The organism is Streptomyces sp. NPDC096193 (assembly GCF_040302905.1).
GTDB lineage: Bacteria > Actinomycetota > Actinomycetes > Streptomycetales > Streptomycetaceae > Streptomyces.
In genome coordinates this window covers 177,872-192,566 of the sequence record NZ_JBEOSJ010000003.1, presented here as the reverse complement: position 1 = coordinate 192,566, position 14,695 = coordinate 177,872, and the positions used below count along the sequence as shown (strand labels likewise).

Below are 14,695 nucleotides of genomic sequence, written 5' to 3'. Positions count from 1 at the left end.
TCGAGGATCTTGTTGCGCACCAGCGTGGGGATGTCGGCGTAGGCCTTGGTGGTCACCTCGCCGGCCCCTTCCGTATGTCCCCTTGCTGCGTACCGGAGATCAGGCCAGCTGAACGACGGCGCGGGACATGCTCAGCACCTTCTCGCCCTCGCTCGTGGCGACCAGGTCCACCCGCACCCGCTTGTCGTCCAGCAGCGCCGAGACCTTGCCGCTGACCTCGATCAGCGCGCCCTTCTCGTCGTTCGGCACGACGACGGGCCGGATGAAGCGGACTCCGTACTCGACGACCGCGCCCGGGTCGCCGACCCAGTCCGTCACCACGCGAACCGCCTCGGCCATGGTGAACATGCCGTGCGCGATCACATCGGGCAACCCGACCTCGGTCGCGAACTTCTCGTTCCAGTGGATCGGGTTGAAGTCCCCCGAGGCACCCGCGTACCGCACCAGCGTCGCCCGGGTCACCGGGAAGCCCTGCGCCGGCAGTTCGGTGCCGACCTCGACGTCCGCGTAAGAGATCTTCGCCGTCATCACGCCTCCTCGGCGGCGCGCGCCACCAGCTTCGTCCACGCGGTGACCACGTGCTCGCCGGTCTCGTCGTGCACCTCGCCGCGGACTTCCACCACGTCGTTGCCCGCAAGGGACTTGATGCTCTCGATGGTCGACACGACGGTCAGCCGGTCGCCCGCCCGCACCGGACGGGTGTACGCGAACCGCTGGTCGCGGTGCACCACACGGGAGTAGTCCAGGCCCAGCTGCGGATCCGCGACGACGTCCTCCGCGGCCCGGAAGGTGATCGCGAAGGCGAACGTCGGCGGAGCGATCACATCGGCGTGCCCGAGCGCTTTCGCGGCCTCCGGGTCGGTGTACGCGGCATTGGCGTCACCCACCGCCTCGGCGAACTCGCGGATCTTTTCCCGGCCGACCTCATAGGGCGAGGTGGGCGGATAGGACCGCCCCACGAAGGACTGGTCGAGCGCCATGGACTGGCTCCCTCCTGACAGATTGACCATACAAACGACACGAGGCCGCCCCCGAGTGGGGACGGCCTCGTATACGAGCCTGATTCAGCGCGTTTCGCGGTGCGCCGTGTGCGAGTTGCAGCGCGGGCAGTGCTTCTTCATCTCAAGACGGTCCGGGTTGTTACGCCGGTTCTTCTTGGTGATGTAGTTCCGCTCCTTGCACTCCACGCAGGCCAGCGTGATCTTCGGGCGGACGTCGGTGGCAGCCACGTGAGTGCTCCTTGGACGGACTATTGGACGGATGAACGCATAAAAGAGTAGCCGATCGAAGGACCGACCCCGCAATCGGCTACTGTGTGTAGCGGTGACCGGACTTGAACCGGTGACACAGCGATTATGAGCCGCTTGCTCTACCGACTGAGCTACACCGCTGCGATACCGGATCCCCTCGCCCGGAGGCGAGGATCACCGACATCAGAGCCCCAATACGGAATCGAACCGTAGACCTTCTCCTTACCATGGAGACGCTCTACCGACTGAGCTATTGGGGCGAGCGATGAAGACATTACACGGTCTCTCGCCGTTCGCCCAAATCCGTTTCGTGGCCCCCTGTCCGGCCTCCGACCCGCCACGCAGGCAGCCCTGAGCGGGCGTGACACGCGGACCTCGCCCCGCCCGTCCCGTACGCCACATGAGGCCACTCCGGTACGACTATTGCGCTCCTCCTCGAAGCGCGGTCGGTGCGCCCCTAGGCTCGAGCACACGCTGCGTGATCACGCTTCTCCGTCCCGCGGCCCGAGCCCCACCGCCCCACACAGGAGCGCGATGCCCGACAGCCAGCCGCAGCCCTCCGACGGCGCCACCGCTGACAGCACCGCTCTGCTGCTGTGCGGTGCCCGGCTGACAGACGGCCGCATCGTCGACGTACGGCTCAGCGGCGGGCTCATCGAGGCGGTCGGCACGGCGGGCAGCCTCTCCCCGCACTCCTCGCGCGTCGATCTCAGCGGCTACCTCCTGCTGCCCGCACCGGCCGAGGCACACGGCCACGGCGACACCGCCCTCACCGCGGACTCCGCCGGCCCCGTCTCGTACGAGACCGATGATGTCCAGCGACGGGCCACCGAAGCCGCGTTGCTCCAGCTCGGGCACGGGGCGACGGCGCTGCGCTCGCATGTACGCATCGGTGACGTGCAGGGACTCGGCCCGCTGGAGGCGGTACTCCAGGCGCGGCGTTCGCTGCGCGGGCTCGCCGATCTGACGGCCGTCGCCGTCCCCCGGCTGCTCACCGGCACGGCGGGCGCTGACGGGCTGGCGATGCTGCGGGACGCGGTGAAGATGGGCGCCGGCGTGGTGGGCGGCTGCCCGGACGCCGACCCCGACCCCAGCGGATACGCCGAAACCGTCCTGGAGGTCGCCGCCGAACACGGCTGCCCGGTCGACCTGCACACCCACGGCGACGATCCCGCCCGGCTGGCCCGGCTGGCGGCGATGGCGGGCGGGCTGCGGCCCGGTGTCGTGATCGGGCCGTGCGCGGGCCTCGCCCGGCTGCCGCGCGACATCGCGTCCCGGGCCGCCGATCAGCTCGCGGCCGCCGGCGTGACCGTCATCTGTCTGCCGCAGGGCGGCTGTGCCGCCGTGGAACAGCGCGGCAACGCCCCGGTCCGGCTGCTCCGCGCCGCCGGCGTCCGGGTGGCCGCGGGCGGCGGAACCCTGCGGGACGTGTCGAACCCGGTGGGACGCGGCGATCCGCTGGAACCCGCGTATCTGCTGGCCTCTCAGGGTGGGATGCGCCCGCAGGAGGCGTACGGGACGGTGTCGGCGGACGCGCGGGAGGCGATGGGCCTGCCGGAGGTACGGGTGGAAGCAGGCTTTCCCGCCGAACTGCTCGCGGTACGCGGCGAACGACTCTCGGGCGTGCTGTCACTCGCCTACAGCCGGATCGTCATCCACCGGGGGCGGGTGGTCGCACGGACGAGCGCGGTGCGGGAGTACTGCGACTCGGCGGCGGCGGTCGCGCTCGAACTGCCCCGGCAGGGGCGGTCGGACACCTGCCCCTGAACGGGGGTGCGTGCTTGGGGGCGCGTGCTTGGGGGCGCGTGCTTGGGGGCGCGTGCTTTGTGGTGCGGGTCGGCCGCGTGGGCAGATGGGTGGTGCGGGCGGGTTGCTGTGTGCGGGCGATGCGGGCTGACCGCGTGCCCGGGGCCGGGCTGTCGCGGGCGGTCTGCAGGGGCGGGCCGGGGCTGTCGCGTGTGGGCCGGCCGCGTGCGCCTCGTGCCCGTCCGTGCGCGCGAGGAGCGCATCGGACGTACCGTCGTACTCATGCGCATTGTCATCGCTGGAGGACACGGTCAGATCGCACGTCGCCTGGAGCGGATGCTCTCGGCGCGCGGACACGAGCCGGCGGGCCTCATCCGCAAACCGGAATACGCCGACGACCTGCGGGACGCTGGAGCCGAACCGGTCCTGCTGGACCTGGAGTCTGCCTCCCTCGACGAGGTGGCCGCCGTCCTGCAGGGCGCGGACGGCGCGGTCTTCGCGGCGGGTGCCGGACCGGGCAGCAGTGTGGAGCGCAAGTACACGGTGGACCGGGACGGTGCCGTGCTGCTCGCGGACGCGGCGGAACGCGCGGGCGCACGGCGGTTCATCGTGGTGTCGTCGATGGGCGCGGACCCTCAGCACACGGGCGACGACGTCTTCGACCACTATCTGCGCGCGAAGGGCGAGGCGGACGCGTACGTCAGCTCCCGCACCGGCCTGGACTGGACGATCCTGCGACCGGGTTCACTGACGAACGACGCCGGGACGGGCCTGGTCCGCCTGGAGCCGTCGACGGGCCGCGGGACGATTCCGCGGGACGATGTCGCGGCGGTCGTGGCCGAGTTGCTGGAGACCCCGGGTACGGCCGGGAAGACGCTGGAGCTGATCAGCGGCTCGGTTCCGGTGGTCGAGGCAGTGAAGGCGGTCGCGGGCGGCTGAGCGTCCGGCAGCCGTGTCGGATCCGATCTCGTCCCGCAGCAGTCGCTCGGTCCACATCTCGTCACACTGAACGCCGGTGAATCCGCGTCCTGTGGACAGTCGTTGATGTCATGAGGAATGAGATGACTGAAATCCAGCCCGCCGTTGTCGAGCTCGAGGAACAGCCGTACGTGTTCATCCGCGGTTCCGTGCGGATGGACTCCTTCGCCGCGATCGCCGACCGGCTGGGTGAACTGATCGCCTGGCTGACCGGCCGGGGCATCGAGTTCGCCGGCGCCCCCTTCTTCCGCTTCAACAGCATCGACATGGAAGGGGAGTCGGAGGTCGAGGCCGGTCTGCCCGTCGACTCCCTGCCGGAGCCCGAGGGCGACATCAGGGTCGGGATGCTGCCGGCGGGCCGGTACGCGACCGTCACCCATGTCGGCCACCCGGACCAGCTGTTCGGCGTCATCACCGCGTTGCGGGAGTGGGCCGCGCAGGAAGGCCTGGCCTGGGACATGAGGGAGGTCGGAGGCTCGGAGCTGTGGGGCTGCCGGTTGGAGTCGTATCTGACGGACCCGCGCGTCGAGCCGGACATGAACAAGTGGGAGATGGAGCTGGCCTTCCTCCTGGCCGACTGAGACGGCCCGCCCGGCCATCGCCGCCACCGGCCAGTACCCGTCCGGGCCATCGCCGCCACCGGTCAGTACCCGTCCGGACCATCGCCGCCACCGGTGAGAAATCCGGTGGCGGTCCCACCGGCCGCTCGTGAGGATGCGGCCATGCGCATCTTCCTGGAAACCGAGCGGCTCGTCCTGCGTGCGTTCACCGAGGCCGACGCGGACCGCCTGCTGGAGCTGGACAACGATCCCGCCGTGATGCGCTTCATCAACGGCGGCCGTCCGACGAGCCGCGAGGTGATCCGGGATGAGACGCTGCCCCGGCTGCTCCACGACCATCCGTGCATCGGCACCCGCGGTTACTGGGCGGCGGAGGAGAAGGCCACGGGCACCTTCCTGGGCTGGTTCGCCTTCCGTCCACTGTCGGAGGACAGCCCCATCGTGGTCGAACTGGGCTATCGCCTGACCACGTCGGCCTGGGGCGCCGGTTACGCCACGGAGGGGGCGCGCGCCCTGATCCGGAAGGGTTTCACGGACCTCGGGGTGGATCGGGTGACCGCGAACACCATGACCGTCAACTCGCGGTCCCGCCGGGTGATGGAGAAGGCCGGCCTGTCGTACGTCCGCAGCTTCACCGAGGACTGGCCGGATGTGATCGAGGGCTCGGAGCACGGCGATGTCGCGTACGAACTGACCCGCACGGAATGGGAGCGGCAGGCACTTCGGTAGAACTGTGCCCCGTTCCACGGACGGTGATGGCCGCGCACCGCGCTCGCGGGCACCCGTCCCGGGAACCTCTCAGCCGAGGGCTTCGACGTACGACGCGAGGTTGGCCAGCGAGGAGGCGATCCCGGCCTCGTGATCCCCTTGGCCGATGCCGGGCGGCACGTCCGTGGCGGTGACGGTCACCTCGGTCCCGTCACCGACGGGGGTGAGATCCCAGGTCATCGTCATGGTGCCCGCGTACGCCGGGTCGTCGGCCTCGAACACCGCCGTCTGCACCACGCGCTCCGACGGCACCAGCTCGGCGAACCCGACGTCCACGACGTCCGTCGCGTCCGAGGTCTTGCCGGGGCTGTCGGCGGCGTCGAGATAGGTGAGGACCATCCGGAACCCGCCGCCGGGCCGGGGATCCCATCGCTCCATCCGCCCGCGCATACCGTCCGGCGGCAGCCAGGCTTCGAGGGACTCCCGGTCGAGGAAGGCGCCGTAGACGGTCGCCGGTGGGGCCGCGATCAGGCGGATGCCACGGTCGGTCCGACTCATGTCCCGATCCTAGAAGGCCCGATCCTGCGAGGCCCGATCCTGCGAGGCCCGATCCTGGGAAGCCGATCCTATGACGATAATGAGCCGGCCGGGGGTTGGGGTCTGTCGCCGTCGAACGGTCCGGCGCCGCGGGGACGGCTCCTGCGCAGTTCGCGGCCGGAGAGTTTCGTCCACGGCCTGTCCCTGACTACGGGTGGTGAGCGCGAACGTGCAGCCGCGAGACGGTCGTGCCCCGGGGTATACGACGATGGCCCCTGGCCGGCGTTTCCGCAGATCAGGGGCCATCACTTCGCGTGGCGGCGCCAGGATTCGAACCTGGGTAGGCTAAGCCGACGGATTTACAGTCCGCTCCCATTGGCCACTCGGGCACACCGCCATGGGATGTCGCCTCAGGAGGGCCGCTTGTCGGCGGTGCTCCGTGGCAACGACGTAAACGATACCTGATGCCCAGGTGTGCTCCGCCACCGGATTGATCAGCGCTCGGGGCGGGTGCGGGTGGCTAGGCTTGCCCGTGCGGTTCGGGGATTCCGGCCGCTCCTCCACTCACCCGATACAAGGAGCCACAGGACATGGCCGACTCCAGTTTCGACATCGTCTCGAAGGTCGAGCGGCAGGAGGTCGACAACGCCCTCAACCAGGCCGCGAAGGAGATCTCTCAGCGCTACGACTTCAAGAACGTCGGGGCTTCGATCGCCTGGTCCGGCGAGAAGATCCTCATGCAGGCGAACTCCGAGGAGCGGGTCACGGCCATCCTCGACGTCTTCCAGTCCAAGCTGGTCAAGCGCGGGATCTCGCTGAAGGCGCTGGACGCGGGCGAGCCGCAGCTGTCCGGCAAGGAGTACAAGATCTTCGCCTCCATCGAGGAGGGCATCTCCCAGGAGAACGCCAAGAAGGTCGCGAAGATCATCCGTGACGAGGGCCCCAAGGGCGTCAAGGCTCAGGTCCAGGGCGAGGAGCTGCGGGTCAGCTCCAAGAGCCGGGACGACCTGCAGGCCGTGCAGGCGCTGCTGAAGGGGCAGGACTTCGACTTCGCCCTCCAGTTCGTGAACTACCGCTGACCGCAGGTGCTCGCCGGGCGGACCGGGGGCGGAGCGGCCGGGCCGCTCCTCCCCCGCCTCGTCCGGGCGGGCTGGTCGGGCCGGGGCTGTGAGACGGGCGAGCGGGACCGGGGCGCAAGCGGCGGGCGGGCCGGGAGTGCCGGAGGCGGGTCGGGGCGCAAGCGGCGGGCGGGCCGCAACCGGCGGGGCTGGTCGGGAGCGGCGGGCGGCGGCGGGTCGGGAGCGGCGGGTGCCTGGCGTGACGTCCGAATCCCGCCAGCTTCGGCGGTCCGGGCGGCGCAGACTCGTAGGCGTAGGACACAGAGCATGCCGCGAGGAAAGGACAGGGCCATGACCGCCACGACGGTCTACACGACCATCGACAGCCCGCTGGGCGAACTGCTGCTGGTCGGCGCGCAGTCGGCCCCGGCGAACGGCGGCACCGCGCTCGCCTCCCTCTCGTTGCCGGAGCAGAAGGGCGGCGCCGTCGTCCTGGACGGCTGGCGGCACGACCCCCTCGCCTTCGAGGAGATCGGCCGGCAGCTGATCGCGTACTTCAACGGCGGCCTCACCCACTTCGACATCGAGTACGTGGACGGCGGTACGGAGTTCCAGCGGCGGGTGTGGGCAGCGCTGGAGGAGATTCCGTACGGGACGACGGCGACGTACGCGGAGATCGCCTCCCGTGTCGGTACGTCACGGGTCGGCGTGCGGGCGGTGGGCACCGCGATCGGGCGCAATCCGCTGCTGGTCGTCCGGCCGTGCCACCGGGTGATCGGCTCGGACGGCGCACTGCGCGGCTACGCCGCCGGAGTGGAGCGCAAGCAACGGCTCCTCGGTATCGAGGGCACGCCGGCGTCGTGAGCGGCGCGGCCCTGTTCCCCAGGGACCCGGCGGTGGTCGCCCCCGGCGCGGTGCATGTGCCGGGGTGGCTGCCGCTGGAAGGCCAGCGGGAGCTGGTGGAGGCGTGCCGGTCCTGGGCGCGCGGCCCCGTCCCGCTCCGGCACACCGCGCTGCCGGGCGGGGGCGTCATGTCGGTGCAGACGGTCTGTCTCGGCTGGCACTGGCAGCCTTACAGGTACACCCGCACGGCTGACGATGTGAACGGCGCCCGGGTCTCCCCGTTCCCGGACTGGCTGGTCGAGCTGGGCCGCGCCGCGGTGCAGGCGGCGTACGGCGAGGGCGGTGCGTACGGCCGGGACCGTGCAGAGGGCGATGACGTGGCGGCGAGTGCCGAGTACGCCCCCGACACCGCACTCATCAACTTCTACGAAGGCTCGGCGCGGATGGGGATGCACCAGGACAAGGAGGAGCGCTCCGGTGCGCCGGTGGTGTCGCTGAGCATCGGCGACAGCTGCGTCTTCCGCTTCGGCAACACCGAGACGCGTGGGCGTCCTTACCGCGATGTGGAGCTGGTCTCCGGCGACCTGTTCGTCTTCGGCGGGCCGGCGCGTTTCGCTTATCACGGGGTGCCGAAGGTGTACCCGGGCACGGCCGACCCCGCGACGGGCATGAGCGGCGGGCGGCTGAACATCACCCTGCGGGAGACGGGCCTGCCCGGCTGAGGCCTCGACTCCGCGGAACCGCCCGGGAGCGGATCAGCGCGAGCGCGGCCTCGCGTCGACGGCACGGCCCGCCCGCGGGTCAGCGCAGGCGGGAGTGGCCGAAGAGCAGCCGGTAGGCGATCAGCAGCACGAGCGATCCGCCGATCGCGGCGGCCCAGGTCGGCCCGTCGTAGAACTCGTTGCTGATCGACCGGTCCAGGAAGCGGGCCGATATCCAGCCGCCGATGAACGCTCCCGCTACGCCTATGAGCGTGGTGCCGATCAGGCCGCCCGGGTCGCGGCCCGGCAGGAGGATCTTGGCTATGGCCCCGGCGAGCAGTCCGAGGATGATCCAGCCGATGATGCTCATGCCGTGACCTGCCTTTCGTACGGTGGTGTTCTGGAAGACGTCCCACCGTCGCGCCGCGGTTGCAGAGGTCCGTAAGGTGCGGCACATGACACAGCAGCTGAGACGGTCGCTCAGCTTGTCCGATGCAGTGATGATCGGTCTGGGGTCGATGGTCGGGGCGGGCGTTTTCGCAGCGCTGGGCCCGGCGGCACGAGCCGCCGACTCGGGACTGCTGCTGGGACTGGCACTCGCCGCGGCCGTCGCCTACTGCAATGCGATGTCGTCCGCGCGGCTGGCCGCACGCTACCCGGCGTCGGGCGGGACCTATGTCTACGGGCGTGAGCGGCTCGGCGAGTTCTGGGGCTATCTGGCGGGCTGGGCGTTCATCGTCGGAAAGACGGCCTCGTGTGCGGCCATGGCGCTGACGGTGGGGGCGTACGCCTGGCCGGATCAGGCGCATGCGGTGGCGGTCGCCGCGGTGGTTGCCCTGACGGCCGTGAACTACACCGGAGTTCAGAAATCGGCGCTGCTGACACGGGTGATCGTCGCGGTGGTGCTGGCTGTCCTGGCGGCAGTGGTCGTCTCCTCTCTCACGTCGGGCTCGGCCGACTTCGGGCACCTCGGTGTGGAGGCGGATGTCTCTGCGGGCGGTGTGCTCCAGGCGGCCGGTCTGCTGTTCTTCGCCTTCGCGGGGTATGCCCGGATCGCGACGCTCGGCGAGGAGGTCCGCGATCCGGCACGGACGATCCCGCGTGCGGTTCCGTTGGCGCTCGGCATTGCTCTGGTCGTCTATGCGTGTGTGGCGGTCTCGGTCCTTTCCGTCCTGGGTGCGGGTGAGTTGGGGCGGGCCACCGCTCCGCTCGCGGAGGCGGCGCGGGCCGCGGACGCGCAGTGGCTCGTACCGGTGGTGCGGGTGGGTGCCGTGGTGGCGGCGCTCGGGTCGTTGCTCTCGCTGATTCTCGGCGTCTCACGCACGACGCTGGCCATGGCTCGCGACGGTCATCTGCCGACCGCTCTGGCGGCAGTGCACCCGCGCTTCCGGGTGCCCCACCGGGCGGAGTTGGCGGTGGGGGCCGTCGTCGCGGTGGTGGCGGCGACGGCCGATGTGCGGGGAGCCATCGGGTTCTCGTCGTTCGCCGTGCTCATGTACTACGCAATTGCCAACGCTTCGGCTTGGACGCTCGGTTCCCGATGGCGAGTGCTTGCCATTCCGGGCTTCGCGGGCTGTGTGCTGCTCGCCTTCGCGCTGCCTCTGGCGTCGGTGGTGTCCGGCGCGGCCGTCGTGGGGGCGGGCGCACTTGTCTACGCAATCCGTCGACGCAGCTGAGGCGCCGGCCCGGCGCACCGCACGTACGAGTGGGAACTCCCTCGCACCGCCCGTACAAGTACGAACTCTCATCGCATCGCCCGTACGACTAGGAACTCCCCACGCCGTTCCCCTGCGCGTCAGCGGACCGCGAACGCCTCGTCCGACGGGACGATTTCCTTGCCGAACGGCACCAGGGAGACCGGGATCAGCTTGAAGTTCGCGATGCCCAGCGGGATGCCGATGATCGTGATGCACAGCGCGATACCCGTGAAGATGTGGCCGAGCGCCAGCCACCAGCCGGCGAGGATCAGCCACAGGATGTTGCCGAGGAAGGACGGGGCGCCCGCGTCCCGGCGGTCGATCACGGTGTAGCCGAAGGGCCAGAGCGCGTAGATACCGATGCGGAACGCGGCCAGACCGAACGGGATGCCGATGATGGTGATGCAGAGCAGCAGGCCCGCCACCATGTATCCGAGGAACATCCAGAAGCCGCACAGGATGAGCCAAATGACGTTCAGGATTGTCTTCACGGACGACGACCTGCCATCTGTTCGAGTCGGGCGATGCGCTCCGCCATCGGTGGGTGCGTGGAGAACATCTTGGACAGTCCCCTGCCCGGCCGGAAGGGGTTCGCGATCATCATGTGGCTGGCGGTCTCGAGCCGCGGCTCGGGCGGCAGGGGGAGCTGTTTCGTACCGGCGTCGAGTTTGCGCAGGGCGCTCGCCAGGGCCAGCGGATCGCCGGTGATCTGGGCGCCCGAGGCATCCGCCTCGTACTCCCGGGAACGGCTGACGGCGAGCTGGATGATGGACGCGGCCAGCGGCCCGAGGATCAGGATCAGCAGGAAGCCCAGGATGCCGGGCCCGTCGTCGTCGTCCGAGCGGCCGACGGGGATCAGCCAGGCGAAGTTCACCAGGAACATCACCACGGAAGCGAGCGCTCCGGCGACGGAGGAGATCAGGATGTCGCGGTTGTACACATGGCTGAGCTCGTGGCCGAGGACGCCGCGCAGCTCCCGCTCGTCGAGGATCTGCAGAATGCCCTCGGTGCAGCAGACCGCGGCATTGCGCGGGTTGCGGCCGGTGGCGAACGCATTGGGCGCCTGCGTGGGCGAGATGTAGAGCCGGGGCATGGGCTGTCGGGCGGCGGTGGAGAGCTCGCGGACGATCCGGTAGAGCTGTGGGGCCTCGAATTCGCTGACCGGGCGGGCCCGCATGGCTTTCAGCGCGAGCTTGTCGCTGTTCCAGTAGGCGTACGCATTGGTGCCGATCGCCACGAGGAGAGCGACGAGCAGGCCCGTACGGCCGAAGAAACTGCCGATGACGAGGATGAGTGCGGACAGTCCCCCGAGGAGTACGGCGGTTTTCAGCCCATTGTGCCGGCGGTGCACGGTACGCCCTCCAAGTGGTGCGGCAGGGGACCCTTTGCGTGGTGGTGCTCCACTGTCCAGTGGACCCTTCTGTACTGGTCAACGCCAGGCGAAGGACGCTAGTTCCCTTGTGCTACCGGCCTCGGAGTGAGCCGTTCGGGTGAGCCTCAGAACAGGGTGCCCGCGGCGAAGCGCAGGATCAGCTGGGGGTATCCGGAGAGAGCGATGCCGGCGACGGCGGCCAGCACGATGACGACGGTGACGGGGGCCGGTGCTCCCTTGTGGACGGGTCCGGCCTCGTCGGCACCCGCCGCGGCGCCTTCCGCGGCACCCTCGGGGGCGCGGAAGAGGACGGCGGTCCACTTCAGGTAGTAGTACAGCGCGATCACGACGTTGACGGCCATGACGACCGCCAGCCACCCCAGGCCCGCGTCGACCGCCGAGGAGAAGACGGTCACCTTGGCGAACAGGCCGACGATGCCCGGCGGCAGGCCCGCCAGGCAGAGCAGGAAGAAGCCCATGGCGAGGGCGGCCAGCGGGCGGGTGGCGTAGAGACCGCGGTAGTCGGCGACGCGGTTGAGCGGGCGGCTGCGGGCGACCAGCGCCGCCACGGCGAAGGCACCCAGGTTCACGACGGCGTACATCAGGGCGTATGCGACCGTGGCACCGATCTGGTCGTCGCTGGAGTAGGCGGCGGCAGCGATCGGCACCAGGAGGTAGCCGGCCTGCGCCACGGACGACCACGCCAGCAGGCGTACCGCGCTCCACGCGCGCGTGGCCGACTGGCGCAGAGCGGCCACATTGCCCGCGGTCATGGTGAGGGCTGCCAGTACGGCGATCGCCGGGCCCCAGACGTCCGCGTAGCCCGGGAAGGCGATGACGGTGACCAGGATGAGGCCGGAGAAGCCGACGGCCTTTCCGATGACGGAGAGATAGGCGGCGATGGGCAGCGGCGCGCCCACATAGGTGTCGGGGACCCAGAAGTGGAACGGGACGGCGGCCGTCTTGAACGCGAAGCCGACGAGGGTCAGCGCGACCCCTGCCTGCGCCAGCGTGTCCAGCTGTCCGGGGACGTCGTCGAGCTCGGTGGCGATCCGCGTGAGGTGGAGCGTGCCCGTCGTGGCGTACACGAAGCTGACGCCCAGCAGCATGACGGCGGTCGCGGTGACCGAGGAGAGGAAGAACTTGAGCGCCGCCTCGCTGGAGAGCCGGTCGCCGCGGCGGAGGCCGACGAGGGCGAAGGCGGGCAGCGAGGCGACTTCGAGTGCGACGACGAGGGTCGCGAGGTCCCGGGACGCGGGCAGCAGGGCGGCTCCGGCGGCGGACGACAGCAGCAGGAACCAGAACTCGCCCGCGGGGAGCTTGGTGCGCGTCTCGTGGAGCGACAGCAGTGCGGTGAGCAGCGCGCCGCCGAGCACCAGGAACTGGATGGCCAGGGTGAAGTGGTCGGCGGTGTAGCTGCACGCGGCGGTGTCGGTGGTCAGGCAGAAGGTTTCCCGGTCGCCCTTGCGCAGCGGTACGAGCGTGATGAGCGCGGCGGCCAGGCCGGCGATGGCGACGAAGCCGAGCAGATGCTTCCGCTTCTGCGGCGTGAACAGGTCGGCGACCAGGACGATCAGGCCGACGACCGCCACGATGGTCGGCGGTGCGATCGCGAGCCAGTCGACGGACTGGACGAGGCTGGTGCCGCTGTCGGCTGCCACGATCACGACTTGCCTCCTGCGAGGAGCTTCTGCACGGCCGGGTCGGTGAGGCCGAGGAGGACCGCGGGCCACAGTCCCGCGAGGACGGTGAGGGCGACGAGCGGCGTCCAGGCGGCGAACTCGTACGTCTGGACGTCGGCGAGGGGCCGGGTCTCCTGATCCTCGGTCCGCAGTGCGCCCATGCAGACACGGCGAACGACGACGAGGAGGTACGCGGCGGTGAGCAGCGTGCCGAACGCGGCGATCGCCATGAAGGTGAGGAACGCGGGCCGGCTGAGGCCGTCGGCGGGGTCGAAGGCGCCGAAGAGCGCGAGCATCTCGCCCCAGAATCCGGCGAGCCCGGGCAGGCCGAGCGAGGCGACGGCGGCGAAGGCGAGGAGGGCGCCGAGGCGGGGGGCGCGGCCGTAGAGGGCGGCTCCGGTGGCGCCCGCGAGGGTGTCGAGGTCGGCGGTTCCGTAACGGTCCTTGAGGGCGCCGACCAGGAAGAAGAGCAGGCCGGTGATGAGGCCGTGGGCGATGTTGGCGAACAGCGCGCCGTTGACGCCGGTGGGGGTCATCGTCGCGATGCCGAGGAGGACGAAGCCCATGTGGCCGACGGAGGAGTAGGCGATCAGGCGCTTGAGGTCGCCGCCGGCGCCCTGTTTGGCCAGGGCCAGGCAGGCGAGCGACCCGTAGATGATCCCCGCGACGGCGAAGGCCGCGAGGTACGGCGCGAAGGTGTGCATGCCGTCGGGAGCGATCGGCAGCACGATACGGACGAATCCGTACGTACCCATCTTCAGCAGGACTCCGGCGAGCAGGACGGAGCCGACGGTCGGGGCGGCGGTGTGGGCGTCGGGCAGCCAGCTGTGCAGCGGCCACATCGGGGTCTTCACCGCGAGGCCGAGACCGATCGCCAGAACGGCGATGACCTGCACGGACGAGGTGAGTCCACGGCCGTTGTCAGTGGCGAGTGCCACCATGTCGAATGTGCCGGTCTTCAGCCCGATCAGCAGCAGGCCGAGCAGCATGACGACGGAGCCGAGCAGCGTGTAGAGGATGAATTTCCAGGCGGCGGCCTGCCGCGCCTCCCCGCCCCAGCGGGCGATGAGGAAGTACATCGGGATGAGGACCATCTCGAACGCCAGGAAGAACAGCAGCAGATCGAGTACGGCGAAGGTCGCGAGCGTCCCGGATTCGAGGACGAGCAGCAGCGCGACGAAGGCCTTCGGGGACGGGCCCGAAGGCATCTTGAAGTAGCTGTAGAGAGCACAGAGGAAGGTCAGCAGCGCGGTCAGCACGACAAGGGGGAGGGAAATGCCGTCGATGCCGAGGTGGATCCGCACATCGAGTGCCGGGATCCAGCTGATGTCCGTCGTGGCCTGCATCCTCGACGGATGGTCGTGGTCGAAGCCGAGCGCCAGCACGATGGTGGCGACGAGGACGGCTCCGGTGACCGTCATGCCGTGGCGCAGGACCGCCTGGTCGGGGCCGGTGCCGCGGAGGCCGGGCGGGGCGGGCAGCAGTGCCGCGGCCGCGCCGGCGAGTGGGGCGACGACGATGAACGCGAGAAGGAACTGCATCACGGACTCGCTGATATCGATC

Annotated in this window: 17 protein-coding genes and 3 tRNA genes; 8 read left to right on the top strand and 12 right to left on the bottom strand. The window is 70.1% G+C overall.

Annotated elements, in window-relative coordinates; all coding sequences use genetic code 11:
* Positions 1–99: 99 nt before the first annotated feature.
* From ABTX78_RS06305 to ABTX78_RS06285, 5 genes are all read right to left on the bottom strand, one after another.
* Positions 100–528 carry a MaoC family dehydratase gene (locus ABTX78_RS06305; protein WP_352205664.1) on the bottom strand — a complete coding sequence of 143 codons (429 nt, stop codon included), beginning with the start codon at positions 526–528 and terminating at the stop codon, positions 100–102.
* Positions 528–980: an FAS1-like dehydratase domain-containing protein gene (locus ABTX78_RS06300; RefSeq protein WP_313944709.1), complete on the bottom strand. Its 453-nt coding sequence runs from the start codon at positions 978–980 to the stop codon at positions 528–530. Before ABTX78_RS06300 ends, ABTX78_RS06305 begins: the two co-directional genes overlap by 1 nt.
* 84 nt (positions 981–1,064) lie before the next feature.
* The gene (gene rpmG, locus ABTX78_RS06295) at positions 1,065–1,229 is read right to left on the bottom strand and encodes a 50S ribosomal protein L33 (RefSeq protein ID WP_003956487.1); all 165 of its coding nucleotides are present in this window, start codon (positions 1,227–1,229) and stop codon (positions 1,065–1,067) included.
* Between the two features lie 89 nt (positions 1,230–1,318).
* Positions 1,319–1,391 (bottom strand) — tRNA-Met (locus tag ABTX78_RS06290).
* A gap of 46 nt (positions 1,392–1,437) precedes the next feature.
* Positions 1,438–1,510 (bottom strand) — tRNA-Thr (locus tag ABTX78_RS06285).
* A gap of 274 nt (positions 1,511–1,784) precedes the next feature.
* Here ABTX78_RS06285 and ABTX78_RS06280 point away from each other — a divergent pair.
* The 4 genes from ABTX78_RS06280 to ABTX78_RS06265 all read left to right on the top strand — a co-directional run bounded on the left by ABTX78_RS06280 (position 1,785) and on the right by ABTX78_RS06265 (position 5,263).
* The gene (locus ABTX78_RS06280) at positions 1,785–3,017 is read left to right on the top strand and encodes an amidohydrolase family protein (RefSeq protein WP_352205663.1); all 1,233 of its coding nucleotides are present in this window, start codon (positions 1,785–1,787) and stop codon (positions 3,015–3,017) included.
* Positions 3,018–3,278: 261 nt separating this feature from the next.
* Positions 3,279–3,935, top strand: coding sequence for an SDR family oxidoreductase (locus ABTX78_RS06275; RefSeq protein WP_352205662.1), 657 nt, complete (start codon positions 3,279–3,281; stop codon positions 3,933–3,935).
* A 122-nt stretch (positions 3,936–4,057) separates the two neighbouring features.
* Positions 4,058–4,555: a GyrI-like domain-containing protein gene (locus ABTX78_RS06270; RefSeq protein WP_352205661.1), complete on the top strand. Its 498-nt coding sequence runs from the start codon at positions 4,058–4,060 to the stop codon at positions 4,553–4,555.
* A 141-nt stretch (positions 4,556–4,696) separates the two neighbouring features.
* Positions 4,697–5,263 (top strand): GNAT family N-acetyltransferase, encoded by a 567-nt coding sequence (locus tag ABTX78_RS06265; protein ID WP_352205660.1) that lies wholly within the window; start codon positions 4,697–4,699, stop codon positions 5,261–5,263.
* A 69-nt stretch (positions 5,264–5,332) separates the two neighbouring features.
* On the opposite strand, the gene ABTX78_RS06260 is transcribed toward ABTX78_RS06265, so the two are convergent.
* Positions 5,333–5,800: an SRPBCC family protein gene (locus tag ABTX78_RS06260; RefSeq protein WP_352205659.1), complete on the bottom strand. Its 468-nt coding sequence runs from the start codon at positions 5,798–5,800 to the stop codon at positions 5,333–5,335.
* A 294-nt stretch (positions 5,801–6,094) separates the two neighbouring features.
* A tRNA-Tyr gene (locus ABTX78_RS06255) sits at positions 6,095–6,176 on the bottom strand.
* 193 nt (positions 6,177–6,369) lie between these two features.
* Between ABTX78_RS06255 and ABTX78_RS06250 the strand changes: the two genes are divergently transcribed.
* The 3 genes from ABTX78_RS06250 to ABTX78_RS06240 all read left to right on the top strand — a co-directional run bounded on the left by ABTX78_RS06250 (position 6,370) and on the right by ABTX78_RS06240 (position 8,402).
* On the top strand, positions 6,370–6,858 hold the full coding sequence (locus ABTX78_RS06250; RefSeq protein WP_313944715.1) for a YajQ family cyclic di-GMP-binding protein: 489 nt from the start codon (positions 6,370–6,372) through the stop codon (positions 6,856–6,858).
* Between the two features lie 330 nt (positions 6,859–7,188).
* Positions 7,189–7,701: a methylated-DNA--[protein]-cysteine S-methyltransferase gene (locus ABTX78_RS06245; RefSeq protein WP_352205658.1), complete on the top strand. Its 513-nt coding sequence runs from the start codon at positions 7,189–7,191 to the stop codon at positions 7,699–7,701.
* Positions 7,698–8,402 (top strand): alpha-ketoglutarate-dependent dioxygenase AlkB family protein, encoded by a 705-nt coding sequence (locus tag ABTX78_RS06240; protein ID WP_352205657.1) that lies wholly within the window; start codon positions 7,698–7,700, stop codon positions 8,400–8,402. Before ABTX78_RS06245 ends, ABTX78_RS06240 begins: the two co-directional genes overlap by 4 nt.
* 79 nt (positions 8,403–8,481) lie before the next feature.
* Here ABTX78_RS06240 and ABTX78_RS06235 read toward each other — a convergent pair whose 3' ends face one another.
* On the bottom strand, positions 8,482–8,751 hold the full coding sequence (locus tag ABTX78_RS06235; RefSeq protein WP_352205656.1) for a GlsB/YeaQ/YmgE family stress response membrane protein: 270 nt from the start codon (positions 8,749–8,751) through the stop codon (positions 8,482–8,484).
* A gap of 85 nt (positions 8,752–8,836) precedes the next feature.
* Between ABTX78_RS06235 and ABTX78_RS06230 the strand changes: the two genes are divergently transcribed.
* On the top strand, positions 8,837–10,057 hold the full coding sequence (locus tag ABTX78_RS06230; protein ID WP_352205655.1) for an APC family permease: 1,221 nt from the start codon (positions 8,837–8,839) through the stop codon (positions 10,055–10,057).
* A gap of 119 nt (positions 10,058–10,176) precedes the next feature.
* On the opposite strand, the gene ABTX78_RS06225 is transcribed toward ABTX78_RS06230, so the two are convergent.
* From ABTX78_RS06225 to ABTX78_RS06210, 4 genes are all read right to left on the bottom strand, one after another.
* Positions 10,177–10,569 carry a YccF domain-containing protein gene (locus ABTX78_RS06225; protein ID WP_352205654.1) on the bottom strand — a complete coding sequence of 131 codons (393 nt, stop codon included), beginning with the start codon at positions 10,567–10,569 and terminating at the stop codon, positions 10,177–10,179.
* On the bottom strand, positions 10,566–11,429 hold the full coding sequence (gene htpX, locus ABTX78_RS06220; RefSeq protein WP_352205653.1) for a zinc metalloprotease HtpX: 864 nt from the start codon (positions 11,427–11,429) through the stop codon (positions 10,566–10,568). Before htpX ends, ABTX78_RS06225 begins: the two co-directional genes overlap by 4 nt.
* Before the next feature lie 146 nt (positions 11,430–11,575).
* A complete protein-coding gene (locus ABTX78_RS06215; RefSeq protein WP_352205652.1) occupies positions 11,576–13,117 on the bottom strand; it encodes an NADH-quinone oxidoreductase subunit N in 1,542 nt (513 codons plus the stop codon).
* Entirely contained in the window at positions 13,114–14,673 is a 1,560-nt protein-coding gene (locus ABTX78_RS06210; protein WP_352205883.1) for a complex I subunit 4 family protein, read from the bottom strand. The genes ABTX78_RS06215 and ABTX78_RS06210 overlap by 4 nt, the downstream gene beginning before the upstream one ends.
* Positions 14,674–14,695 lie beyond the last annotated feature (22 nt).

Bases quoted from the DNA above. Each gene is read 5' to 3' on its own strand.
- ABTX78_RS06305 (WP_352205664.1), bottom strand. From the start codon at position 528: ATGACGGCGAAGATCTCTTACGCGGACGTCGAGGTCGGCACCGAACTG.
- ABTX78_RS06300 (WP_313944709.1), bottom strand. From the start codon at position 980: ATGGCGCTCGACCAGTCCTTCGTGGGGCGGTCCTATCCGCCCACCTCG.
- ABTX78_RS06280 (WP_352205663.1), top strand. From the start codon at position 1,785: ATGCCCGACAGCCAGCCGCAGCCCTCCGACGGCGCCACCGCTGACAGC.
- ABTX78_RS06275 (WP_352205662.1), top strand. From the start codon at position 3,279: ATGCGCATTGTCATCGCTGGAGGACACGGTCAGATCGCACGTCGCCTG.
- ABTX78_RS06270 (WP_352205661.1), top strand. From the start codon at position 4,058: ATGACTGAAATCCAGCCCGCCGTTGTCGAGCTCGAGGAACAGCCGTAC.
- ABTX78_RS06265 (WP_352205660.1), top strand. From the start codon at position 4,697: ATGCGCATCTTCCTGGAAACCGAGCGGCTCGTCCTGCGTGCGTTCACC.
- ABTX78_RS06260 (WP_352205659.1), bottom strand. From the start codon at position 5,800: ATGAGTCGGACCGACCGTGGCATCCGCCTGATCGCGGCCCCACCGGCG.
- ABTX78_RS06250 (WP_313944715.1), top strand. From the start codon at position 6,370: ATGGCCGACTCCAGTTTCGACATCGTCTCGAAGGTCGAGCGGCAGGAG.
- ABTX78_RS06245 (WP_352205658.1), top strand. From the start codon at position 7,189: ATGACCGCCACGACGGTCTACACGACCATCGACAGCCCGCTGGGCGAA.
- ABTX78_RS06235 (WP_352205656.1), bottom strand. From the start codon at position 8,751: ATGAGCATCATCGGCTGGATCATCCTCGGACTGCTCGCCGGGGCCATA.
- ABTX78_RS06230 (WP_352205655.1), top strand. From the start codon at position 8,837: ATGACACAGCAGCTGAGACGGTCGCTCAGCTTGTCCGATGCAGTGATG.
- ABTX78_RS06210 (WP_352205883.1), bottom strand. From the start codon at position 14,673: ATGCAGTTCCTTCTCGCGTTCATCGTCGTCGCCCCACTCGCCGGCGCG.